Source organism: Prosthecobacter sp. (assembly GCF_046154365.1).
GTDB lineage: Bacteria > Verrucomicrobiota > Verrucomicrobiia > Verrucomicrobiales > Verrucomicrobiaceae > Prosthecobacter.
The window spans coordinates 24,876-48,270 of sequence record NZ_JBJXFV010000238.1; the positions used below are offsets into that span (position 1 = coordinate 24,876).

Annotated in this window: 21 protein-coding genes and 1 tRNA gene; 9 read left to right on the forward strand and 13 right to left on the reverse strand. The window is 59.8% G+C overall.

Features of this window, described 5'->3' with window-relative positions; translation table 11 throughout:
* Positions 1-83 precede the first annotated feature (83 nt).
* From ACKVY0_RS29855 to ACKVY0_RS29880, 6 genes are all read right to left on the reverse strand, one after another.
* A complete protein-coding gene (locus tag ACKVY0_RS29855; protein ID WP_409218543.1) occupies positions 84-842 on the reverse strand; it encodes a purine-nucleoside phosphorylase in 759 nt (252 codons plus the stop codon).
* A gap of 89 nt (positions 843-931) precedes the next feature.
* Positions 932-2,101, reverse strand: coding sequence for a DUF1080 domain-containing protein (locus ACKVY0_RS29860; RefSeq protein ID WP_409218544.1), 1,170 nt, complete (start codon positions 2,099-2,101; stop codon positions 932-934).
* Positions 2,102-2,444: 343 nt separating this feature from the next.
* Positions 2,445-2,891 (reverse strand): transposase, encoded by a 447-nt coding sequence (locus tag ACKVY0_RS29865; RefSeq protein ID WP_409218545.1) that lies wholly within the window; start codon positions 2,889-2,891, stop codon positions 2,445-2,447.
* A gap of 577 nt (positions 2,892-3,468) precedes the next feature.
* A complete protein-coding gene (locus ACKVY0_RS29870; RefSeq protein ID WP_409218546.1) occupies positions 3,469-4,845 on the reverse strand; it encodes a sulfatase in 1,377 nt (458 codons plus the stop codon).
* A 47-nt stretch (positions 4,846-4,892) separates the two neighbouring features.
* Positions 4,893-4,977, reverse strand: a tRNA-Leu gene (locus tag ACKVY0_RS29875).
* 52 nt (positions 4,978-5,029) lie between these two features.
* On the reverse strand, positions 5,030-5,977 hold the full coding sequence (locus tag ACKVY0_RS29880; RefSeq protein ID WP_409218547.1) for a type II CAAX prenyl endopeptidase Rce1 family protein: 948 nt from the start codon (positions 5,975-5,977) through the stop codon (positions 5,030-5,032).
* A 33-nt stretch (positions 5,978-6,010) separates the two neighbouring features.
* On the opposite strand from ACKVY0_RS29880, the gene ACKVY0_RS29885 reads away from it, so the two are divergent.
* Positions 6,011-6,301 (forward strand): hypothetical protein, encoded by a 291-nt coding sequence (locus ACKVY0_RS29885; RefSeq protein WP_409218548.1) that lies wholly within the window; start codon positions 6,011-6,013, stop codon positions 6,299-6,301.
* A gap of 14 nt (positions 6,302-6,315) precedes the next feature.
* Here the strand turns inward: ACKVY0_RS29885 and ACKVY0_RS29890 are convergent, their stop codons facing one another.
* Positions 6,316-7,050 carry a hypothetical protein gene (locus tag ACKVY0_RS29890; protein ID WP_409218549.1) on the reverse strand — a complete coding sequence of 245 codons (735 nt, stop codon included), beginning with the start codon at positions 7,048-7,050 and terminating at the stop codon, positions 6,316-6,318.
* A 204-nt stretch (positions 7,051-7,254) separates the two neighbouring features.
* Here ACKVY0_RS29890 and nuoD point away from each other — a divergent pair, with 204 nt between their 5' ends.
* Positions 7,255-8,514 carry an NADH dehydrogenase (quinone) subunit D gene (gene nuoD / locus ACKVY0_RS29895; protein WP_409218550.1) on the forward strand — a complete coding sequence of 420 codons (1,260 nt, stop codon included), beginning with the start codon at positions 7,255-7,257 and terminating at the stop codon, positions 8,512-8,514.
* Positions 8,515-8,549: 35 nt separating this feature from the next.
* Positions 8,550-9,050 carry an NAD(P)H-dependent oxidoreductase subunit E gene (locus ACKVY0_RS29900; protein ID WP_409218551.1) on the forward strand — a complete coding sequence of 167 codons (501 nt, stop codon included), beginning with the start codon at positions 8,550-8,552 and terminating at the stop codon, positions 9,048-9,050.
* A gap of 64 nt (positions 9,051-9,114) precedes the next feature.
* Here the strand turns inward: ACKVY0_RS29900 and ACKVY0_RS29905 are convergent, their stop codons facing one another.
* Positions 9,115-9,780: a type II secretion system protein gene (locus ACKVY0_RS29905; protein WP_409218552.1), complete on the reverse strand. Its 666-nt coding sequence runs from the start codon at positions 9,778-9,780 to the stop codon at positions 9,115-9,117.
* Positions 9,781-10,092: 312 nt separating this feature from the next.
* Here ACKVY0_RS29905 and ppdK point away from each other — a divergent pair, with 312 nt between their 5' ends.
* Positions 10,093-13,023: a pyruvate, phosphate dikinase gene (ppdK, locus tag ACKVY0_RS29910; protein WP_409218553.1), complete on the forward strand. Its 2,931-nt coding sequence runs from the start codon at positions 10,093-10,095 to the stop codon at positions 13,021-13,023.
* Between the two features lie 171 nt (positions 13,024-13,194).
* Here the strand turns inward: ppdK and ACKVY0_RS29915 are convergent, their stop codons facing one another.
* Entirely contained in the window at positions 13,195-13,746 is a 552-nt protein-coding gene (locus ACKVY0_RS29915; RefSeq protein WP_409218554.1) for a hypothetical protein, read from the reverse strand.
* A gap of 137 nt (positions 13,747-13,883) precedes the next feature.
* On the opposite strand from ACKVY0_RS29915, the gene ACKVY0_RS29920 reads away from it, so the two are divergent.
* The 5 genes from ACKVY0_RS29920 to ACKVY0_RS29940 all read left to right on the forward strand — a co-directional run bounded on the left by ACKVY0_RS29920 (position 13,884) and on the right by ACKVY0_RS29940 (position 17,295).
* Positions 13,884-15,134, forward strand: a complete 1,251-nt coding sequence (locus tag ACKVY0_RS29920) for a valine--pyruvate transaminase (protein WP_409218555.1) — start codon at positions 13,884-13,886, stop codon at positions 15,132-15,134.
* A 71-nt stretch (positions 15,135-15,205) separates the two neighbouring features.
* The gene (locus ACKVY0_RS29925) at positions 15,206-15,529 is read left to right on the forward strand and encodes a hypothetical protein (protein WP_409218556.1); all 324 of its coding nucleotides are present in this window, start codon (positions 15,206-15,208) and stop codon (positions 15,527-15,529) included.
* A gap of 85 nt (positions 15,530-15,614) precedes the next feature.
* Positions 15,615-15,776 carry a hypothetical protein gene (locus tag ACKVY0_RS29930; protein ID WP_409218557.1) on the forward strand — a complete coding sequence of 54 codons (162 nt, stop codon included), beginning with the start codon at positions 15,615-15,617 and terminating at the stop codon, positions 15,774-15,776.
* Entirely contained in the window at positions 15,773-16,348 is a 576-nt protein-coding gene (locus ACKVY0_RS29935; protein ID WP_409218558.1) for a hypothetical protein, read from the forward strand. The genes ACKVY0_RS29930 and ACKVY0_RS29935 overlap by 4 nt, the downstream gene beginning before the upstream one ends.
* Before the next feature lie 20 nt (positions 16,349-16,368).
* The gene (locus ACKVY0_RS29940) at positions 16,369-17,295 is read left to right on the forward strand and encodes an SAM-dependent methyltransferase (RefSeq protein WP_409218559.1); all 927 of its coding nucleotides are present in this window, start codon (positions 16,369-16,371) and stop codon (positions 17,293-17,295) included.
* A 227-nt stretch (positions 17,296-17,522) separates the two neighbouring features.
* On the opposite strand, the gene ACKVY0_RS29945 is transcribed toward ACKVY0_RS29940, so the two are convergent.
* Genes ACKVY0_RS29945 through ACKVY0_RS29960 form a run of 4 tightly spaced genes read right to left on the reverse strand, consistent with a single transcriptional unit; the run spans position 17,523 to position 23,078 of the window.
* Positions 17,523-19,346 (reverse strand): Hsp70 family protein, encoded by a 1,824-nt coding sequence (locus ACKVY0_RS29945; RefSeq protein WP_409218560.1) that lies wholly within the window; start codon positions 19,344-19,346, stop codon positions 17,523-17,525.
* Positions 19,347-19,362: 16 nt separating this feature from the next.
* A complete protein-coding gene (gene grpE, locus ACKVY0_RS29950; protein ID WP_409218561.1) occupies positions 19,363-20,067 on the reverse strand; it encodes a nucleotide exchange factor GrpE in 705 nt (234 codons plus the stop codon).
* A 6-nt stretch (positions 20,068-20,073) separates the two neighbouring features.
* The gene (locus tag ACKVY0_RS29955) at positions 20,074-20,412 is read right to left on the reverse strand and encodes a molecular chaperone DnaJ (RefSeq protein WP_409218562.1); all 339 of its coding nucleotides are present in this window, start codon (positions 20,410-20,412) and stop codon (positions 20,074-20,076) included.
* 5 nt (positions 20,413-20,417) lie between these two features.
* Positions 20,418-23,078 (reverse strand): tetratricopeptide repeat protein, encoded by a 2,661-nt coding sequence (locus tag ACKVY0_RS29960; RefSeq protein ID WP_409218563.1) that lies wholly within the window; start codon positions 23,076-23,078, stop codon positions 20,418-20,420.
* Positions 23,079-23,395: the final 317 nt, after the last annotated feature.

Below are 23,395 nucleotides of genomic sequence, written 5' to 3' on the forward strand. Positions count from 1 at the left end.
GCGCGAGAGTAGCGATACGCCCCGAAGTGGCAAACGGGTGTCTGATGATTTGGCCACCCGAGGATCCTGATCAATAATTCAACTCACACCACCGCCTTCAACAGCCGCGCCAGATACAGGCTCGCGGTCTTGCCGACTTCGACGACTTCGGCGTGATGCAGTGTTTGCGGGCGCAAACCGGCGGCCCAGTTGGTGAGCATGGAGATGCCGGCGACTTCCATGCCGAGCGCACGGGCTTGAATCGCCTCGGGCACGGTGGACATGCCGACGGCGTCCGCACCCAACGTGCGCAGCATGCGAATTTCGGCAGGCGTTTCATACTGCGGGCCGAGCAGCGCGGCATACACGCCCGCGTGCAGCTTCAAACCGATCGCCACCGCCGCCGCGTGGAATTTTTCCGCCCACGCCCGCGAATAGACCTCGCTCATGTCATGGAAGTGCGGCCCGCCGAGCAGCGGCGTGGTGCCCTGGAGATTGATGTGATCGGTAATGAGCATCAAACCGCCGACGTGGAAGTGCTCGTCGATCGCTCCCGCCGCGTTCGTGAGCACGACCCGCTTCACGCCGATCTCGTGCATGAAGCGAATGCCCGCCGTGACTTCTGCGGCGCTGAGACCTTCATACAAATGCCGCCGCCCTTGCGCGATGAGGATGGGCTTGTCGTGATGACGTGCCAAAACAAAGCGCCCCGCATGCCCTGGCACCGTGGAAGCACTCAAACCGGGCACTTCGGCATACGGCACCTCGCATTCGACCCCAAACGCCTCCGCCACACCCCCGAGACCAGAACCGAGCACGATAGCAGTTTCAGGGCGCAGGTTTTGCAGAATGGCGAGTGACATGGTGGTGATAAAGTGGTGAGCACAATCCCTTGTGCGTTCTGGCTGCCTGGCGGCGTTCGTTCCGCACAGCGGACTGTGCGGACCCCATTTCACTTCTTCTTCGGCTCCCAGTCCTGGGCCTTGATGATGGCTTCGAGATCTTGCTTCGCGGCGAGGTCTTGCGGCACGAATTTGAACTGAGTGAGATAACGCAGGGCTTTGGTGACGTGCAGGATCTCGCCTTTCTGCGCTGCGATCTTGTCCGCAGGCACGGCCTTCATGGCGGTGGCGAAGTCTGTGACGGCGGCGAGCGCGAACTCCTGCGCGTCGGCATTGGCCTCATAGCAGATGGATTCAAACAGGCGCAGCATCTTCGCGTTACCTTCGAGCTTCGCGGCGTCTTCACGGATGCTCTTGGCGATCTCCGCACGCTTCGCGGCGGTCGCAGCCTCGCTCATGCGGCTGGCTTCGCCGCCTTCGATGGCACGCTTCGGCAGCGGGCGATACCAGATGTTGCGATAGCGCACGGGATTGCCGTGGTCCTGGAGCTTGAGCGGGCCCTGGTCGGGAAATGCCTTGGGTTTGGAGCGCTTCATGTGCCCGCCGCCGCCTTCGAGCGGCGTGTGGTCCTGCGTGAGCACGCCATTGACGAAAACGGTGATGTAACCGGGATCGAGTTCCTTGCCGTCTTTGAAGATCGGGCGGCGGAAGATGATGTCGTAGCTCTGCCATTCGCCGGGAGCACGCAGCGGGTTCGCCATCGGCGGATTGATGCCGTAGATGGATGAAGCCATGCCGTCGGGGTAGCTGGGGTTGTTATAATTGTCGAGCACCTGCACCTCGACCTGGCCCATGAGGAAGACGCCGCTGTTGCCACGGCCCTGGCTGTTGCCCTCGACCTTGCTGGGCGCGCTCCATTCGATATGAAGCTGGCAGTCGGCGAATTCTTCCTTCGTGCGCACGTAGCCGCTGCCCGGCACGCATTGCAGCACGCTTTCTTTGACCACCCACTTCGTCGGTTCGCCATTCTTGTCCGAGATCCATTTCTCGATCTCCTCCGCCTTGCCACCGAAGAGAATGATCGCGTCCGAAGGCGGCGTACCCGGCTTCTCTTGCGAACTGAACGTCCCTGGCTCCACACGCATCGGCTGCGGCCGGTTCATGTCATGAATCGCCCACGGATGCGTGGCGTCCGGCGGATCGCCGTAGAAACCGCCTTCGGCGAGTGCGGCGGTGGTGAGGAGGGAAAGTGCGAGCGTGGGGAATGCGGAGCGTTTCATGGCGGTTGGAGGTGTAAGCGGGGTGTGGAAGGGAGCAATGGAGATTCGTGGAATCAGCAGCGCCAAAGGCGCGTCCCTCCTCAGCCCACGGGCGAAGCTCTGGGATAACGAACGACACGTCGCGCCTCCTGTTCGGTGGAGTCCTGAAAGGGCGGAACTCGACCTTGGGCAAACTTCGCGGATGGCAGGATGATCTTGTGGGCACAGTGTCGAGTATCGCCCTTTCAGGGCTTTCCCAATTTCATGCGCGGTTTGTTGCGCGCGAGACCCAGGATTTCATCCTGGGCTGAGGAGTGTTGCGCCGTTGGCGCTGACTGAATGTGGGACGCAGACGTTTGGTAGCTCAATCCCAGACGTAGCGTTCGTCCCATGCGATCTCGTAGCGTTTCAACAAGGTGCGGAACTCGTCCTGAAATGTGGTGACACGATGATGTGACTCCTGGGTCTGGATGTATTTGATAACACGGGATTTCTGTGAGCTGGCGACGGAGAAGGCACCGTAACCGGCATGCCACCAGAAGGCGGTGCCGAGTTGCTGTTTCATCCACTGGCTGGAGCTGGTTTTCATCGCCTTGATCGCGTCGGCGATGGTAACGGTGCGTGAAAGCGCGAACAACCCGTGGATGTGATCCGCCGTGCCGCCGACCTGGAGGGATGGACAGCCGATTTCGTCGAGCACCGTCGCGAGATAGGCGTGAAGACGCGGACGCATGGCGGGCGGGATCATGGGTTCGCGATTCTTGGTGCTGAAGACCGCGTGGACGAGAACCTGGGAGAGAGATTGCGGCATGGTCGGTGATACGTGGGTGATTCGACGGCGTGCGGAATGTGATGGAAGCGTGGGGTCGAGTCACGCCCTTTCAGGGCCCTTTCAGGGCTCGCCGAAAGGAATCGTCGGGCCACGCGCGAATCCCGGTGTTGCACACCGGGCTGAGGAGTGGCGCGCCTTCGGCACTTCAAGAGTTGCTCAGGCGGGTCGGCTAGTGCAGCAAATGCAGATAAGTCAGGCTGAATCCAAGAACTGCGGCAGCTCGCTGTGATCGGAGCACCAACGGTGCGGGATTCCTCAGCCTGTGGGCGAAGCCCCAGGATGAAAGCCGCATTGAGCGTCCTCGATTTCGTTCAGCCCTGAAAGGGCGGAACTCGACCCTGGGCGGACTTCGCGGCTCGCAGGGTGGTCTTGTGGACACGGTGTCGAGTGCCGCCCTTTCAGGGCTGTTCCCATTTTGGGTGTGGTGCGATGCGCGCGCGACCCAGGATTGCATCCTGGGCTGAGGAGGTACGCGCCTTTGGCGCTGGAGGCATGTTGTTTACGCTCGGGCAACTCTGTGCATTCATGTCACGCTCAAGCGTGAACAACGTACCCCTCACCTCACCCAAACCTCCCGCTCACTCGCATCCATCTCCGCCTCCCATGCTTTGAGCTTGGCTTTGAGGTCGGCGAGGATGTCGAGGTGCTGGTAGCCGAGGTCGGTGCGCTCGCTGATGTCGGTGTCGAGGTTGAAGAGGAGGTCCATGGTGTTGCCGTCGTTGATGTATTTCCATTTCCCGTGACGGATGGCGCGTTGCTGGCGGTTGGAGCGGTCGATGCGCCAGAAGAAGGTGCGCTCGATGGATTTGGCATCGCTGGTGAGAAGCGAAAGGAGATTGATGCCGTCGAGCGGCTTGGGCGCGGTTGACGTGACTCCGGCGGAAGCGAGGAAGGTGGCGTGGAGGTCCATGGTGATGGCCATTTGCGACGTGACTTTGCCTTTGGGCAGTTTGGCAGGCCAGCGCATGAGGCAGGGGACGCGGATGCCGCCTTCCCAGAGGGTGGCTTTGTGATGGAAGAGCGGCAGATTGCGGCTGTAGCGCTCGCCGCCGTTGTCGCTGGAGAAGACGACGAGGGTGTTGTTGGTGAGGCCGTGTTTCTCCAATTCGGAGAGGATCTTGCCAACGCCGAGGTCGATGCGTTCGACCATGGCCTTGTAAATGGCGCGGCTGCCGTGGTGCATGCTTTCCTTCGTGACCATGGGTGTCTCGGGAGCATCCGGCGGCTGGAAGGGGCCATGGACAGCGAGATGTGGGACGTAGAGGAAGAAGGGCGCGGCTTTGTGATCGCGGATGAATTTGACGGCGCGTTCGTTGAGGAGGTCGGTGAAGTAGCCGTCGCGCTTTACGGGCTGGAGGCCGTCGCGCAGCGCGTAGGTGCCGTCATAGTAGGCGTGCTGGTAGTAGTCGGCGTGGCCGAGGAGTTCGCCGAAGTACTCGTCGAAGCCGCGTTTGGTGGGATTGAACTCGTCTTTGAAGCCGAGATGCCATTTGCCGAAGGCACCGGTGGCGTAACCAGCGGCTTTGAGGCGGTCGGCGATGGTGGTTTCCGTCAGCGGCAGGCCGAGGGCGTGAATATCAGGCTCATTGACCCACTGACCGTTCACACGGCGTGACTGTTCGACAGTATAACCGAACGCGTGCTCAAGCCCGCAACGCTGCTGCCAACGTCCGGTCATGAAGCCCGTGCGCGTCGGCGTGCAGACGGGTGCGTTGGCGTAGAAGTCGGTGAACTTCACGCCTTCCGTCGCGAGGCGGTCGATGTTAGGCGTGGCGATGTCGGTGCAGCCCATGCAACCGAGATCACCGTAGCCAAAGTCATCAGCTAGGATGAAGATGATGTTGGGTGGGGCCGCATCCTCCTTCGCCAAGGCTACGGAGGACATGAAGAGCGAAGAGCCGAGGGCGAAGAGGAAGAGAAGCAGCGAGCGCATGTGAGATGGGAACGTGATTCGTTGCCTGCGCTTGCATCCCAAGATGATGGTGCCCGAGACAGGACTCGAACCTGCACTGATTGCTCAACCAGATCCTAAGTCTGGCGCGTCTACCAATTCCGCCACTCGGGCGAGGGGCTGCTGCGTGCGTATGTTCCGTGTGAGCGGGTAAGCTGCAAACGAATTATCGTGCGGCGTTGTTTGGCAGCAGCCTGGAGGCGATCCAACCGGTGAACAGAACGGTGAGCAGCGGCGCGAGGCCGATTTTGAGGTTGGCACCGATCCAGGGCAGCCAGCCGTTGGAGTAGGTGGTGAGGGCGCTGAAGTATTTCAAGCCGAAGACCCAGCCACCGTGCAGGCCGATGCCAGCCCACAACGCACCGGTTTGCATGCGCACCTGCGCGAGCACCCAGCCGACGGCGAAGAGCGTGGCGAATTCGGCGAGGAGAAACTGCACGTCACCAAAACCGAGGGCGATTTGTTTGAGCACGAGGAAACCGCTGCTCCAGGTGACTGCGGCATCGTCGATCTGCCAGCCTTCCGGCGGTTTGAGGAAATGGACGAGAGCGAAGACGAAGGTGCCGGCGAGCAGGGCTTTGCGCACGGACATGGTGCGTAGCAACAAACCGAGCAGCAGGCCGCGGAAGAAGAACTCCTCGATGATGCCGGCGCCAAGCGCGGCGGTGATGGGTTCGCCGAATTTGAACCAACCTGAGTTGGGACGAAGCTGATACGCGCCGATTTTGAAGAAGACGAAGCCGAGCACGAGCAGCAGGCCGCTGGCGAGGATGAAACCGAGCACCCACTGTTTGATCCCAGTGCTGAGCGGTTTCCAAGTGGGCAGCAGCGAGCGATCCAGCCGCACCCAGCGCAGAAACGGCCAGATGAGGACGATGGCGCAGACGAGCACGGCGCGATTGAAGTAGCGGGTAAAATGGGCGCGCTCGATTTCGGCGCGCAGCCAATTGGCCATGCCGATGTCCTGCCACGAGGGCGTGGACAGCCAGCCGTAAGCTGCTTTGCCAAGGTGAAACAGCGGCACGGCCAGCAAGGCGCCGCCGAGCATGACGACGAGAAGGTAGAGCAGGAGTTTGGGCAGGGCAGGGGAACTGCCGGGGCTGGCGGCTTGCATGGGGACGATACTAGCGCATCCTGCACGCTCTCAATGACCAAAAACCAAATCCACGAATGGCACGAACGTCTGGAAGACGGCCGCAAGCAGTACATCCGCGCGTACTGGGACTCACGCGAGTGGCTGTTTCGGGTCGCGCATCCGGACGGTGAGATGTGGACGCCATTGGAGAACCCGGAGCCGGAGCGCTGGCTGGAGCTGCGAGATCTGTTGTTTCGCAAGTATCAGCGCAAGAAGCTGCCGTGGAAGTATGTGGAGCAGCTCGACAAGAAGCTGGAAGGCATGGGCCTCAAGCCGGATGGCACCAAGCTGAGTGACGAATAAGGCGCAGCGGCGGCTTACTGTGCGGCGGCGTTGGTTTTGATCTCGGCGATGACGCCACCGCCATAGGCTGCGCCAAAGCGCATACCGACATGCACGTCGGGGAAACGGAAGCGGCGGCCTGCACGTGCGCTGCGCCGACGTGATGCGAGTCCGAGCACGGCGGCGATGGCCGCAGCGCCTGCAAGCATCGTGACGATGATGAGCGCGAAACGCTTTTCGCCACGCTGTATCCAGAGCGATTGTTTGAGCCGCACACTTTCCATGACACGCAGCCGGTCGATCCATGAGCGTGTGGCGAGGGCGAGGCGCTCATCGAGCGTGAGCTTAGTATCGGTGCAAATGCGGCGTGTCTCCTGCATGATCTCGACGAGTTCGGCGGATGGGTAGCGCTCCCAAAACTCGGGCGCGAAGGACATGGCGCTGCTGTTGCTGGCGCGATCATAGGCCATGAGCACCGCCGGGCGCTCGCCACTCCATTCACGACGGGTGATTTGAGCCTCCCGCCGGATGGTAGCACCCGCAGAGGCGAAACTGGATGCTGTGATCCAGGCATCACATTTCAAATCTTTGCGGAACACCTGCAGCTCGCGTGCGATCTGGCGGTGGGTCTCCGCAGAGAGCGCCCGGGTGTCATCCTGGATGCCATCGGCGGGCGGCGTGGTCTGGGCAATTCCCCATCCGGCCATGATCAGCCAGCCAGCCAGTGCTGGGTAAAGCAGGCGAGGTTTGGAGTGGAGGATGGAGCGCATGCGTGCGCTCAGTCTGTGTCATTCCCGGCCTGTGGGCAACCGTCAGGAGAAACAGCGTCTATTTAATAGAGAATGTGGGGGTAGAGGAGGCGGTCTTGGCTCCTGTTTGAGCGAGCTTGTGAAATTTTTCACAAAATCGCCTTGCCGCAGTTTAGGCAGCGTAGATAGATACCCTTCAAGCCCGAGACCAGACCCCTGTTTTACATGCCCACTGTCACCCGAGAATACGAGGCCCCGGATACCGCCGCCAAGGTGGCCCGGCAGCTCGAAGCCGTGGAAGAAACCACGACGGACATCGTCGGCGAGAAGCTGGTGCTGAATATGGGGCCGAGTCACCCGGCCACGCACGGCGTGTTGCGGCTGATCTTGGAACTGGACGGCGAAATCATCACCAAAGCCGATCCTGATGTGGGCTTCCTGCATCGTGGCGATGAAAAGATCGCCGAGAACATGCACTACAACCAGTTCGTGCCTTACACGGACCGATTGGACTATCTGGCACCGCTGGCGAACAACGTCGCGTATGCGCTGGCGGTTGAGAAGCTGATGGACTGGGAACTGCCTGCACGCGGCAAGGCGATCCGTGTCATCTGCTGCGAACTGGCGCGCATCTCCGCCCACATGCTGGGTGTTGGGGTGTTTGCGATGGATGTGGGAGCGATGACTGTGTTTCTCTACACCTTCACCGAACGTGAGAAGATCTACAATTTGTGTGAACAGCTTACTGGCGCTCGATTCACCACGAGTTACACGCGTGTTGGTGGCCAGATTCGTGATTTGCCGAATGGTTTTGTGGATGCGGTGAAGCAGTTCCTCAATGAGCTGGAGCCGGTGATCGACGAGATCGACAAGCTGCTCTCGCGCAATCGCATCTTCATCGACCGGACACAGGACATCGGCGTGATTTCCAAAGCGGATGCCATCGCCTATGGACTCACTGGTCCGAATCTGCGTGGATCCGGCGTTGATCATGACATCCGCAAGGCCAAGCCTTATCTGGATTACGAGCAGTACGAGTTTGATGTCCCGATCGGCACCAAAGGTGACTGTTACGACCGTTATCTCGTGCGCATGGAAGAGATGCGGCAGAGCGTTCGCATCTTAAGGCAGGTGTTTGCCACTCTTCCCGGTGGTCCCATCAACGTGGCGGATGCCAAGGGCCTGCTGCCGAAGAAAGAAAACGTGCTGATGAAGATGGAGGAGCTGATCCATCACTTCATCCTCGCCACCCAGGGCATCGAGGCACCTGCGGGTGAGGTTTACTTCGCCGCTGAGAATCCGAAGGGCGAACTGGGCTTCTACATCAACAGCACCGGCGGTGGCGTGCCGCATCGCCTGAAAATCCGCGCCCCTTCCTTCTTGAATCTCAGCATCATTTCCAAACTGATCCCCGGCCACATGCTCAGCGACATTCCCGCCGTGCTTGGCAGCTTGGATTTCGTCATGGGCGAGTGTGACCGCTGATTCATCTTTAACCATTTCATCCGAGACACGCACGCATGCCCTTTGAAGTTCCAGCCGAGTTGGAGAAACGCATGGACGAGGCGATCTCGCATTATCCTGTTTCGAAACGCAGCGCTGTGCTGCCGCTGCTGCATCTGGTGCAGGAGCACTTTCGCTTCATCAATGATGAAGCGGTAAGCTGGGTGGCTGCCAAGCTGGGCCTGGAGCCGATTCAAGTGCTTGAGGTCGTGACTTTCTATCCCGGCTTCCGCCAGGCGGCTCCCGGCAAGTTTCACATCCGCGTCTGCCGCACGCTGTCATGCGCGATGGCCGGCAGCTACGAGTTGATGGATGCGTTATGCAAAACGGCGAACATCGACCGCTCGCACACGGATCATCATCACCCAATCGCGGTCAGTGCCGACGGTAAATACAGCATTGAGTTCGCCGAGTGTCTTGCGAGCTGCGGTTTCGGCCCCGTTTGCATGGTGGAGGATGACTTTCATGAGAAGGTCGATCCAACGAAGGTGAGCGAATTGCTGGCGAAGTACGTCTGAGTGAGCTGACAAAAAAGCGCAGCGGGGAAGCCGCTGCGCCGAAGGACAAGCCTGTTATCTGTCATCACTTGGATCGCCAGGATACAACGTCATCCTTGGTCATCCCCACCTTATCCAGTCCCCAACTGTAAATGGCGACTTCCGTGGGCAGGTTCTGCGGCGGCGGACTGGTGGCGTTTTGTGAAATGGTGGGGTCGGAATTTTTCAAATCCGGGTTCGGCACTTGTTTGTCACCATTGGTATCAAGCAGCACATAATAAGGCAGGCCCCAGAGATCCACCAGTTTGTAGGGCGGCTGGGCATTGACGAGACCATACATGCCGTTCTTGGCAATCGGAAGATCGATGAACTTGATGTCCCTGGGGTTAAGGTTCGTGGCACCGCCACCTCCAGATCCGCCACTGCTGGAGGACGAGGTGCTCATCAAGGCGCTGACAATGCCGCTGTTTTCATCCGTTAGCAGTGCTTGAATATCCTGGCCGTCGGATGCGCTGCTGAGCATGCTGGAGTTAACCGGATAGCGGTTGTATTCGACTTGATAGCTGGCGATGGCAATGCGCAGGTCTTTGATGACAGTCTGCACCTGCAGCTTTCGCGCATCCGCCATCATCTTGTTTGCCTGGCCCATGACCAGACCGGCAAGAATGGCAATGATGGTGATCACCACCAGCAGCTCGATGAGCGTGAAGCCCTGGCGGGGGAGGTTGGGAACATTACGTTTCAATTTCATGATCTTCGGATGATGGTGAGGTTTGTTGTGTTGGAGCAGCGTCTGGTTGAAAAAATCGTCGCTTCACACGACTGGATTTAATCGTTTTTGAATCTCCACGTCAATACTTGTCGTGAGCATGCGCCAACTTCAATGCACACCAACCCATCATGAACGATGAACTGCGGGTGATGATGTGGCCGCTGCGTCGCAACTTTTGATTGTCAACTAATGCTTGCATCATATGCTCCAACGATATAAATCCGCGACCTAACCCTCACTGAACACACACAACAACCACGGCTTCGCATCAGACGATCCGCATCATTATTTATGGCAAAGACAGCATCCAAGGGCAGCGCAGATAAAAAGAAATACGTCTATTTTTTCGGAGCAGGCAAAGCAGACGGTGACGGCTCCATGAAGGCGCTACTTGGTGGCAAGGGTGCCAACCTCGCAGAGATGAGCCGCATCGGCCTCCCAGTGCCTCCAGGGTTCACCATCAGCACCGATGTCTGCACCTATTTTTACGAGAACAAAAAGACCTACCCTTCCGCGTTGCAATCGCAGATGGAGACGGCCGTCAAGAACATGGAGAAGATCATGGGCTACAAGTTTGGCGATGCCAAAGGCTTCCCGCTGCTCGTGGCCGTTCGTTCCGGCGCGCGTGATTCGATGCCTGGTATGATGGACACCATTCTGAACCTCGGTCTGAATGATCAGACGGTTCTCTCACTCGTTGCGGCGACGAACAACGAACGCTTTGCCTGGGACTGCTACCGTCGTTTCGTTCAGATGTATGGCGACGTCGTTCTCGGCGTGCAGAAGCTCGAAGGCGAAGACCATGAGCCGTTTGAGACTGCCATCGAGAAATTCAAACACGAAACCTATCACAAGGACATCATCGACAGCGATCTCACCGCCGCCGACCAGCAGGAACTGGTGAAGCGCTTCAAGGCGCTCGTCAAAGAGCGCACTGGCAAGGTGTTCCCCTCCGATCCATGGGAACAGCTGCGTGGTGCCGCCGGTGCTGTCTTCGGCAGTTGGATGAACGACCGAGCGATCGTCTATCGCCGCAAATACAACATCCCCGCCGAATGGGGCACTGCCGTGAACGTGCAGGCAATGGTGTTTGGCAACACCGGCCACACCTCCGGCTCCGGTGTGGCCTTCACCCGCAACCCGGCCAACGGCACGAACGAGTTCTACGGTGAGTTCCTCATCAACGCTCAGGGCGAAGACGTCGTCGCCGGCGTCCGCACCCCTGAGCCAGTGGCCCAGCTCGCCAAAGAAATGCCGAAGTCCTACGCGGAGCTGCTGCTGGTTCGCAAAAAGCTCGAGCAGCATTTCAAGGATGTACAAGACGTTGAGTTCACCATTCAAGAAGGCAAGCTGTTCATGCTGCAGACCCGCAATGGCAAACGCACCGCCGCTGCGGCACTGAAATTCTCCATCGACATGGTGAAGGAGAAGCTCATCGACTGGGAGACCGCCGTGCTGCGTAATCCTGCCGATCAGCTCGACCAGTTGCTCGCGCCGATCTTCGATCTGGCCGATGTCAAAAAGGCCAAGCCGATTGCCTCCGGTCTTCCTGCCGGTCCTGGTGCCGCTTCAGGTAAAATTTATCTCAACGCGGACCGTGCCGTCATCGCCGAACAAAAAGGCGAAAAAGTGCTGCTCGTTCGTAATGAAACCAGCCCCGAAGATCTGCGCGGCATGATCGCTGCCGAAGGCATTCTCACCGCACGCGGCGGTGTCTCATCGCATGCGGCGCTCGTTGCCCGTCAGATGGGCAAAGTTTGCATCTGCGGTGCAGCGGCGCTCGAAATCGATTATGACAAGAAAACTGTCAGCGTCGCGGGACAGACCTTCAAAGAAGGCGACTTCCTCTCCATCGACGGTACCAGCGGTATTGTTTATGCCGGACAGCTCAAGACGGCCCCCTCCGAAATCATCACCGGCATGATTCATGGCGATGAAGTCGCGAGAGCGACCGAAAAATTCAAGAGTTTCCAACAGCTCATGATCTGGTGTGCCAAGGCCACGCGCCTGCAGGTCCGCACCAACGCTGACAATCCAGAGCAGACGCAAAACGCCATCTCCTTCGGCGCGCAGGGCATCGGTCTCACCCGCACGGAACACATGTTCTTTGAAGGTGACCGCATCGACGCCGTGCGTGAAATGATTCTCGCCGACAACGTGGCCGACCGCAAAAAAGCGCTCGCAAAACTTCTTCCGTATCAGCGTGAAGACTTCACCGGCATCTTCACGGCCCTCAAAGGCCTGCCCGCCACGATCCGCCTGCTTGATCCGCCGCTGCATGAGTTTGTTCCTCATGAAGAAAAAGCGCAGGCCGAACTTGCGAAAAAAATGGGTGTCGCCGTCGAGAAGGTCGCCGCTCGTGTGCAGCAGCTTCATGAATTCAATCCGATGCTCGGACATCGCGGCTGCCGTCTCGGCATCGCCTATCCTGAGATCACCGAAATGCAGGCGCGTGCCATCTTTGAAGCTGCGGCTGATGTCGTGAAACTGAAGATCAAGGTGAAGCCCGAGGTGATGATTCCTCTCGTCGGGTTCAAGAAAGAACTCGACCTTCAGGTGGAAATCGTGCATAAAGTGGCAAAAGAAGTGATGGCTGAGAAAAAAGTAAAACTCGACTATCTGGTCGGCACCATGATTGAGGTGCCGCGTGGAGCACTCACGGCTGATGAAATCGCCGAGACGGCGCAGTTCTTCAGCTTTGGCACCAACGACCTCACGCAGACCGCACTCGGCATGAGCCGCGATGACATGGGTAGCTTCCTGATGCCCTACACCGAGAACGAAATCTTCAAGAAGAACCCCTTCGCCACGCTGGATCAGTCCGGCGTCGGTCAGCTCATCAAGATCGCCATCGAAAAAGGCCGCAAGACCAAGCCCGACATCAAACTCGGCATCTGCGGTGAACACGGCGGCGATCCAGACAGTGTCAAATTCTGCCATCGTGCAGGCCTCACGTATGTGAGTTGCAGTCCTTTCCGAGTTCCCGTCGCACGCCTTGCCGCAGCGCAGGCCGCGATCGAAGAAAAGCGCGCCCTTGCGGCCGCCGCAGGAAAAAATGTCCGTGGAAGCAAACCGGCTGCGAAGTCGGCTGCCTCTGCGGCAAAACAAAACAACAACGCAACCAACAACAACAAGAGGATAACTACCATGGCTAAGAAAGCTGCAAAAAAGAAGGCCCCCGCTAAGAAAGCTGCAAAAAAGGCCGCCAAGAAGAAGAAGTAACGCGTTGACCTCCTTGTGAGGTCAAATGTGGCGGAGCAATCCGTTATCAGAAGCCCTGTGGGGATCACTCCTCACAGGGCTTTCTCTTTTCACGCAACGGTCGGAACTTCGTCAGCATATCGTCTTTTGGGGCGCTGCACTCCCGCTGAAAGCCCAGCCGCTGCCGTCTTTTTACCGTTTCACCGTGGTATCGTAGATAGAGCCTGGCGGCGGTGCTGAAAGGAAGGAGCCGCCTGCTGAAATGGCATCATTGCGGACGGACTGCGCTCTTTGAAACTGTTCACTAGCGGAACTAACACTGCTCATGCCTGCGGTGCCACTAACCCCAGCCACATTGCCAAAATTTTGATTGGCCGGCCGGTGGAATGACTCGCCGCTGGAGCCCCCCGGATTCAAACGCACGGGTGCGTCCGGCGTCGGCACGCCATCCACTTTGCGTTCGGATTCAGCCAAAGAATGGTTACGCCAGGCGACGTCGTTCACTTCTTCCGTGACCTTGGAGTCAAGCTGACGTCTTCTTTCGCCGTACTCCGTTTTGCTGATCGCTCCCGAGGCGCGTTGCCTTTCAAGATCGTCGTAGAGTCCTTGATGCCTCGAAAGGATCACTCTTTCATAGGCTTCCAATTGTGCCAGGGTCGGAATGCTATCCATCGTGGAGGACGCACAGGAAACGAGAAGCCCGGAGAGCAGTATGACTACGAGGTGGGATAAAATGATCTTCATGGCATCAGATTATGACAAGTGCGATGCTTTTCAATTCAAAGCACCGTTGCATCTCTTTCCCGTCCTGCGCATTCTATGGCTGTTCCGCCGCCATCCAGGATCCCATCGCCTCCCAGCCTGCGAATCACCGTTACAGGATGAAATCCACCTTCTCAGACATCGGCCTGCGTCTCGCCGGTCCCAGCGGCATCCAGGAGCTGATGGATGACTGCGGTGCTGCGCTCACCACGCATCCCGACATGCGTATGCTCGGCGGCGGCCAGCCTGCGGCCATTCCACCGGTCCAGCAGCTCTGGCGTGAGCGCATGCGTGAAATGCTCGACGACGGCAGCATCGATCGCACCCTGCTCAATTACGACCCGCCCGGCGGGAATCCGCTTTTCCGCGAAGCCTTCGCCGCTTTCCTACAACGCGAATGCAGCTGGAACGTGGCGAGCGAAAACATCGCCGTGATGCCCAGCAGCCAGAGCGCCTTCTTCCTGCTCTTCAATCTCCTCGCTGGCGACACTGCAGGTAAAAAACGCCGCATTCTCTTCCCGCTGCTGCCTGACTACATCGGCTACGCCAATCAGGCGCTCACGGCAGGCCAGTTCACCGCCTGCCTGCCGCGCATCGTCGAAACCGCAGCGCACGAAATCAAATACCACGTCGATTTCGACCGCCTGCGCATCACGCCGGACATTGCGGCGATGTGTGTCTCGTGTCCGACCAATCCCACCGGCAACGTCCTCACGTTAAACGAATTCGACAGCCTCCATGCCATCTGCGACGCGCATGGCATCCCGCTCATCATCGACAACGCCTACGGTCATCCCTTCCCCGGCGTCATCCACAACGGCTTCCAGCCGCAGTGGCAGCCCGGCATGATCTTCAGCATCAGCATGAGCAAAGTCGGCCTGCCCGGCGTGCGCACCGCCATGATCGTCGCCGATGCGCCCATCGTGAAGGCGCTGTCGAACATGAACGCCATCGTCTCCCTCGCGAATGGCAACCTCGGCCAGGCGCTGCTCCTGCCGCTGCTCAAGGACGACACACTCATCCAGCTCGGTCCGCAAGTGATCCGCCCGTTTTACCGCGAACGCTCCGACTTCGCCAAGTCCGTGATCGCCAATGCGCTCGGCGAGAAAGTGCCGTGGGCCTTGCACGCGCAGGAAGGTGCCTTCTTCCTCTGGCTCTGGATCAACGGCCTGCCCATTCCCGCCGCCGAACTGTATCGTCGCCTCAAAGAGCGCAAAGTCCTCGTCATCCCCGGCCACTACTTCGCCTTCGGCCTCGACGAACCCTGGCAGCACCCGCACGAGTGCCTGCGCCTCACTTACTCGCAACCAGAGCACATCGTGCGTGAAGGCCTGGAGATCATCGCGGAAGAGATCGCTAAACTTTTCTGAGCCATGATCATTTACATTCGATGTCGATGACACCTTGGTCCTGAAGCCGAGTTGAAGCAATGTTGCCCCCCATGCGCCTCCATATCCTCAGCGACCTTCATCAAGAATTTGGCGAAGTGCCGGTTCCGAGGGTGGACTGCGACTGCGTGGTGCTCGCAGGCGATGTCGCGACCAAGACGAACGGTCTGAAGTGTCTTCTGCGCACGTTCACCGACGTGCCCGTCATCTACCTCTGCGGGAACCACGAGTACTACGGCCAGAATTACCCCTCACTGCTCGACAAGCTCCGTGAAATGGCCCGTGGCACGAATGTGCACGTATTGGAAAACGATTCGGTCACCATCGGCGGTGTTCGTATCTTTGGCTGCACGCTTTGGACCGGAGCGCTCACTTGACGCCTGCGTCGTATCAGCGCACACTGCGGCGTGTTGAGTCCTGACTCACAGACCTTTCTATCACCCATCACCGCCCTCCTCCGTCATGAGCAAAGCCGAGTTCAAAAAACATGTCGAACGCATGCGCCAGACGCGCGAGCGGTGGGTGTTGACGGACCCGGACAAAACCCGGCTGCAAATGGCATCAAATCGGGCGATGCGCCTTTCGCTGGAGCAGGCAACTCTGTCCTCCAGTTCAAAGCCTTGACCGAATGGGCGGAAAAGAACGATGGGTTCTTCAAAATAGCTAAACTCGGCGATCTGTTTGACCAAGGCGGTGAACATCTGGTTTACGAATCAAGCGAAGCAGACAATCGCTTTTTCAAAGTCACCCACCCAGGACAAGCAGGCCTGTGTCTGGCGACAAAAATGATCGGTGGTGACTTGCATGTAGCGCAGACATCCGCCACACCGATCGACTACCTGCGGCGCTTCATTTGCGTGAATCAGATCTTCGGCGACCAGGTGCGCTTTGAGGGCATGATTGATGGAGACCAGCCTTCGCTGGTCATCTCCCAGCCGAAACTCGAAGGCACACTGCCGGAGGCCATGGCGATCAACGAAATGCTCAAAGGCATCGGCTTTCAGCGGACGGACTTGCTGATGTGGTATCACCCCGGCATCGGAATCGCCCTTGGCGACACCAAGCGGGCGAACTTCCTCCAAACACCTGACGCCGCCGTCGTGCCCATCGATGTGCTCACCCAACGCGCCACACCTGATATGGCCGCCGCCTGGGGATTCCCCCCGCCTGATGAGGATGACGAGTTCTTCGATTAACCAAGCATCCTGGCTACGTCATGCCTGAACCCTTCGCCGCCTTCATGCAGCGCGCGCTGTTTGATCCACAGCGCGGCTACTACACGCGCCACATCCGCACGGTCGGTGCGCGTGGGGATTTCAGCACCAGTGCCACGCTGGCACCACAGCTCGGAGGGACCATCGCCGACTGGCTTAAAGCGGAGTACAGGCTTCAGCCGCGTGTGCGTCACATCATCGAAGTCGGTGCAGGCGACGGCTCGCTGATGCAGCAGGTGCGCAAGACACTGGGGCTCCGTTATCGCTGGCGGTTCACTTTCCACATCGTTGAAACCTCGCCCGTTCTTCGATTGCAACAACAGCATCGGTTCGGCTCAAAAATCCGCTGGCATGACGATCTTGAAGCGGCGCTGACTGCTGCGAAGGGTGAGGCCTTCATCTTCCACAACGAATTGCTCGACGCCTTCCCTGCGGTGCTTGTTGAATGGCGAAATGGCCAGTGGCTCGAGGTTTGGGTGCCCGAGCAACTCCAGCCGCTCACGCTCGATCCCGCTCCATTCAGCGCACTGCTGCACCACTCGTTCCAAAACGGCCAGCGCTGCGAAATTCACGCCAGCGTGCGCACTTGGCTGCAAAATTGGCTCCCACACTGGAAGAGCGGCAGCATGCTCACCATCGACTACGGCGACGAATTTCCCCATCTCTACCACCGCCACCCCAAGGGCACGCTGCGCGGCTATTTCATGCATCAGCGGCTCTACTGGCCCGATTTACTCTCAAATCCGGGCCGCCAAGACATTACCGCCGACATCAATTTCACCGACTACCGCGCATGGTTGAGCCAACTCGGTTGCGAAGAGGCTTCGTATCAAACCTTGGCCGAATTCATGCCCGCCAAGGGCACTCTATTGAGTGACCCCGACGGAGCCGGTAGCGCCTTCAAGTGCCTCGTGCATCGTCCTGCCTGATGCGGCGGCTCAGGGGTGCGTCGCCGGAATGTCGTAGGCCGGATGTGTTCGGCGCGCAGGGCGTGGATGACACGATGGACGTTCTTCGCCGAACTATCCGGCTGTTTGGGCGTGCGTGGGCCGGAGAGCTTCCGTGCGCTCAAAGCAGCCGGATAGTTGGGCGGAGCTTACTGGTGGTGGAATCCAAGCTTTCCCCGCCCAACACATCCGGCCTACGAGCGCTTGGCTTAGTCTTCCAGGTAGAAAAGGACGTCGCTGAGCTGGTCGGTGTGAGTCGTGAGGATCGGCCAATCCGAGTGCTGAATGGCGTGGGAGATGCCGCTGAGGCGGGTGCGCAGGTCGGCGGCATCCGTTTCCGCGACGCCACGCTCCAGGAGGGCCTCAGCGCGGCGGCGGAGGCTTTTGGCGGTGGCCAGCAGTCCGGCGGGTGCTGCGCTGGCGGGTGCGTCGGAGTCCACGTCTTCCAAGGTGATGTAGTCCTCGTCATCATCCTCATCCTCGTCGTCTTCGAGGTGCATGTGGGCGGCGTCGGCTTCCTCAAAGAGGGCGGCGAGGTTGGTGCGAGCGGCGTCGAGATTGAGGCGGTGATGGCCGGCGGTGTCGATGACGGCGCTTTTGGCCAAGCCGGTGCGCTTTTCAGTAGCGGTGACTTTGAGCAGGCCGTTGAGGTCGATTTGGAACTCGACGACGACTTCGTTGCCAGTCGGGACGGCGGCAAGGCCTTCGATGAGGAATTTGCCAATCTCAAGGTTGCCTTCGGGCAACGGCTGCTCGCCCTGAAAGACGATGACTTCGATGATGTCTTGGTTGTCATGCACGGTGGTGAAGGCCTCCGACTTGCGCACGGGCAGGGGGGTGCCACGACGGACGATGGGTGCGCAGCCACGCACGGGCATAAAACCTCCGCCCATGCCACCGATGAGGGCGGCGATGCTGTAAGTGTGCGCGGAGATGTCGATGAGAATGGCGGGGGCGGGCTGGCCGGCGAGTGCGGCACCCTGGATGGCGGCACCCATGGCGACGATAAGGTCGGGATTGATCTCGTGGCGTGGTTCTTTGCCGAGGCGGCTGCTCAGGAGAGCGTGGACGAAGGGGGTGCGTGTGGCACCACCGACGAGCATGATTTTGTCCACCTGCGCAGCGGTGACTTTGGCGTCGCTGAGGCTGCGCTGGAGGCAGTCGAGGGTTTTTTCGAGAAGGGGCTCAATGAGGGCTTCGTAGTCGGTGCGGGCGAGTTCGGTCTCGAGGTGGCTCTCGGGGGTGAGGTATTCCTCATGCACCGTGGCGTAGGGGTCGTCAGAGAGGCGGATTTTGGCCAGTTCCATGGCGGCTTTGAGGCGGCGCTGAGTGGCGGGCGTGAGTGCGCCGCCTTCGCCGGGGTGCTGCTGCTGGAAGCGCTTTTCGCCTTCGGTAGCGAGGAGGATGTCAAAGTCGTCGCCGCCGAGATGGGTGTCTCCATGGCTGGCGCGGACTTCGACGACGCCGTTTTCGACGGTCACGAGGGAAACGTCGAAAGTGCCGCCGCCGAGGTCATAGACGAGGAGCGTTTCACGCTCTTGGATGCCGTGGCTGCCAGCGCCGTAGGCCAGTGCGGCGGCAGTGGGCTCGTTGATGATGCGTAGCACCTCGAGTCCAGCGAGTTTGCCGGCATCTTGGGTGGCCTGGCGCTGACGCTCATTGAAGAAGGCGGGCACGGTAATAACGGCGTGCGTGACGGAGCGGCCGAGATGGGCTTCAGCGGCGCGTTTGAGCTCGCCGAGGATGAGAGCGCTGATTTCCTCTGGCCGGTAGGTTTTGCCGCCGAGCGTGACGGTCTGCTCAGTGCCCATGAGGCGCTTGATGGAGAGCAGGGTGCTCTCTGGAGCGGAGACGGACTGGTTTTTGGCCGCCTGGCCGATGATGAGGCGACCGGTGGGGTCTAAACCGACGGCGCTGGGCATGGAAAGCTGCCCCGCGACGGGGATGACGGTGACGCTGCCATCGATGACGGCGGCGATGCTACTGTTGGTGGTGCCGAGGTCGATGCCGACGACGAGATCTGGTGTGTTCATGATGATGAGATATTTTTTAGCGGCGTGAGACGCGGACTTGGGCGGGGCGGATGATTTCAGCAGTGCTGGGGCATAACCAGCCCGGCAGAAGCTCAGCGAGGACGGTGTGGTCGGGCGGGGTGCTGTCCTGAGTGGTCTCGACGGCGGTCATGCATGCGGGATCGAACGGCTGGCCGGTGACGCTCATGCGCTCGAGGCCGGTGTTTTTGAGGAGACCTTCGACGTGGATGCTGAGGATGCTGAAAGCCTGACTTTGGGTGCTCCAGGCCGCATCCCAGGCACTGAGGGCTGTTTTAGCTGATGGCAGCCAGGAGGTGGCGGCAGCGGGGCGGCGGTCAAAGGCGCTGCTGAGTCGCTTGAGGCGGTCTGCCAACTCGATGAGGCCGATGAGGTGCCCGCGCGGCAGCCCGCTGTCTTTTTCACTCACAGCGGCCTGGGAGGCGGTACGGGTGCTGCGGTGGAGGTCATTGACCGTGGCGGACATGGCGTCCAACACGGTGCCGAACTGCTTGAGCACATCAAAGGTGCGGCGCGCGGTGCGGCGGTTCTCGGCGGTGCCAGCGGAGATCTCGTCACGCAGTTCGGTGAGGGTGATGTCGTCTTCGTAGAGCTGCTCTTCGTCTTCTACTTCGTCGATGGTTTCAACCTCGGCGGTATCGGGTGAGGCGTCGCGGATTTCGCGGTCGAGTTCGTCTTGATCGGAGTCGGATTCGTCTGGCATGGGCGGTTACTTTGTGGGCGGGGAAGTGAGATCACGCTGCGCGGCAGTGGCGCAGGCCGTGAGTAGGCTCTGGAAGGCGGCGGCACCGGGTGGGCGCGCACGACCGGGGAGGCGCGCTAGCTTTTCCAGTGCCGCCAGTGGGCTTTCAGCTGGCACGTCGGTGTTGAGCAGGTGCCAGCGCCAGCGATCACGCTCCGTGCGCAAGGCGGCGTAGGCTTCCTGGAGGGTCTGAAAGCCGGTGGGGTCTTGCTCGGGCGTGTGCTGGCGCAGGCGCTCATGGTAGGCCGCGCGCACTTGGTCGTCGGAGCAGCCAAGGGGGAGATCGAGGACGAGGAAGGGGTTCATGGCCGTTAAAAGAGGTCTAGCTCGGGCTGGGGGCCCTTGCGGGAGGATTTTTTCTGCTTGTCGCCGGGCTTGGATCCGGTCGTTGGAGCGCAACGGACAAATTTGTCGAACAGCTCAGCCGACATTCCGCCAGCGATCGACTGGAGGCGTAGGCGTGCGATGGCCGCAGTATCTCCTTCGATGATGGCGTCGCCCAGTTCGAGGAGCAGCAGCATCACCGCCGGTGGGACTTTGTTAAAATCCGCCTCGGTGATTTGTTCGTCCTTTATGGGGGGCAATGGTGGGAATGACTCCTCTTCGAAGTCATCGTCAAAGCCGCCGTCAAACGCTCCATCTGGGCCTTGGTCGAGCTGCGACCGTAACAGCTGTGCGGCCTCTAACAAAACGGTTAGGCCCTGCTTCTGCGCTATCGAAAGGATTTCAGCCAGCCGCTTGTCGAACGTCTTCTCTGGCTGCCACGCGAAGTGATCCAACTGCAACTGCATACCAGCAAAGCACTGGTGTGGGTGAGATGCCTGCTTCTTCGAGTAAGGAGCCAGTGCGCGTGTGAGTTGTGCGCGAAGTTCGTTGAAAGTGGTCCCCAGCCATTGGTAGTCCTTGTCCGGCAGGCTATGGGTGCTCGTGCGCGTGATGAAGAGCAGCATGCCATCGGGATCATCGAGCAAATGACGACTGGCGGTTCTGGTAAGCACAGCCTCAAGCAGGTTACCCACGAGTCTGGCCTCCTGCCAGCCGAAACCTTTGATGCGGCAGGCGTCGTGCGCGATTTCCAGCAGCGAAATGAGGTCCTGCCAGCTCGAACCGGTTTCCAGCGCGACACTCCAGGCCTGCTGCCAGCCTGCACGCAGCTCGCATTTGTAGAGTGGACTGAGCAGCCGCTCAAAGAAGAGCGCGTGTGTCACTGTGGGAGCCATGGCGGCGGCCTCAGCGGCCAGGGCATCACTGCGCTCCAGCACCGCCCGGCGCACCCGCTGCGTCCAGCGTGCCAGTGTGTGGTAAACCGGGCCAGCGGCCTCGTGCGTGAGCGTTTCGATCTCCGCCCATACCGCATCCGCCGGGCGCTGCTTTTTCAGCAACTCACGCGCTTGCTGGATGAGCGCGGTGACGAGCGCGGTCTGCGCCTGGCGGTCCAGCGGATCGAGTGCACGCGCCGCACGCAGGCTGGGCAGTGCTTTGGTGAAGGCTTTCCGCTCTGCCGCGAGCAGACCCGTCTGGATAAGCACGTCTTTGTTCTGCGGGAAGCATTTCACCAGATCATCGAGCAATTTATTGCGCTCTGAGGTTTCGCCCCGCTCCGTGTGAAAGCGCAGCAGCGCCAGCCAGGCGGCTTCATGGCTGTCATCACATACAGTGGCCTCCAGCAGCGCCGTACGGGCGTGCCCGGCATGGCGGTGCGGACTTTCCTGACGGGTGAAGAAGCCCAGGCTCGGCGGTGGCTTCATCATCTGCTCTCCCAGCCACAGCCAGCCAATGCTGTCACGCACGGGATTGGGGCCGAGGATTTTTATCTGGAGATTCAGCATCTGCCGCCATTCTTCAAACAGGTCATGCGGATTCATGACCGCCGTATCACGCAGCGCGAGCGCCCGCAGCATGGCGCAGATGAGCTGGGACAGATTTTTCTGACGCAGCAGATCTTGCTGCAAGTGGTTCCACTGATTCGCACGCTTCTCTTCGACAGCACCACGTGGGATACGCGTGGGCATGATGACAGCGGTCATGAGGCCCGCGAGGCTGGGCTGGAGGCTGGGGAAGTCTTTGCCAAAGGCCTTTCCCAGCACCTCAAAAGACTGTCGCACATCCGGCTTCACCCACGCCACATGCGCCTCCGTGAGCGCTGCGGCCAGCGTGCGCGGCTGTCCGCTCACCGCCAGCCACCAGTCCGCACGGGCACGCGACGGTGCCTGCCGTTTCAGGTCTGGTGCCACCTCATTCCCGGCGATGACGGCCGCCGCACGCGCCAGCGCACCATCCGGCGGCAAGGTGCCAAAGCAGCGCCGCGCCTGCTCCGCCTCCCGCAGAAAATGATGGCGCACACCACGCAAAAACATGCGCCAGTGCAGAAAGACGGACTGCCGTGCCAGTGAGCGCAGGCCCGTCTGAGCATCCTCCCAGCGTCCCTCTGCCGTGGCGGCGCAGGCCAGATGAATCATCTCCAGCTCCGCAGCAACCAGCAGGCCGAGGCTTTCCCCATCACCTGTCGGAGCTGGGGTGAAGGCGCTCACCGCCGCATCCACCGCCGCCCACTCCGCAGCAGACACAGGCAGGCCTTTCTCACACGCCTCCGCCGCCTTTAGCACCGTCGGCCAAGCCAGCGCAAGGACCACCGCAGGGCTGCCACTGGCAGGCGCATCGCGGGTAGGGGCAGAGACAACAACGGGCGCGGCTTTTTCAAGATCCTGGCGCAGCTTCTCCCACATATCAGATGGGCAGATGCTTTTTAAATACGCCAGCACTGGCTCCGCATCTTGAGTCAGCCCTTTGGACTTCATCTCACGCACCAGCCCCACATTTGCCTCAATGAGCAGTGGTAAATAACGTGCACGCTCCTTTTTGCACAGCTCCTTGGCCAAATCACGCGCTTTACGCCACTTCGCCGCCGCGAGTGCCGTCAGCACCGGGGCAGCCGTGCTGTCACCCGTGAATTGATTGATGTCCATCGTCATACATCAGCCAAAACCAGCATCAGAACCCGTGGTCAAGTCTTGTTCTGCCTGTAACGCAAATCACAGCGGCGGCGGCGAGGCATAATGTCCTTTCCGTGTCCACGCAATGGAACCACCGAGACACAGGGGACAACAGAGGGAAGAGTCTTGTTGATCGACTTCACCATGAGGTCGCTTCCAGGTGTTTCTTAGAGCCTGTCCGTTAAAACTTGAGAGCCGCCATAACGGTGCGAAGGCTGATGGATGGAACGCCACTATCCCAGCGATGTGAGTGATGCCGAATGGGCCTTGCTCGAACCCTTCATTATTGACCCTTC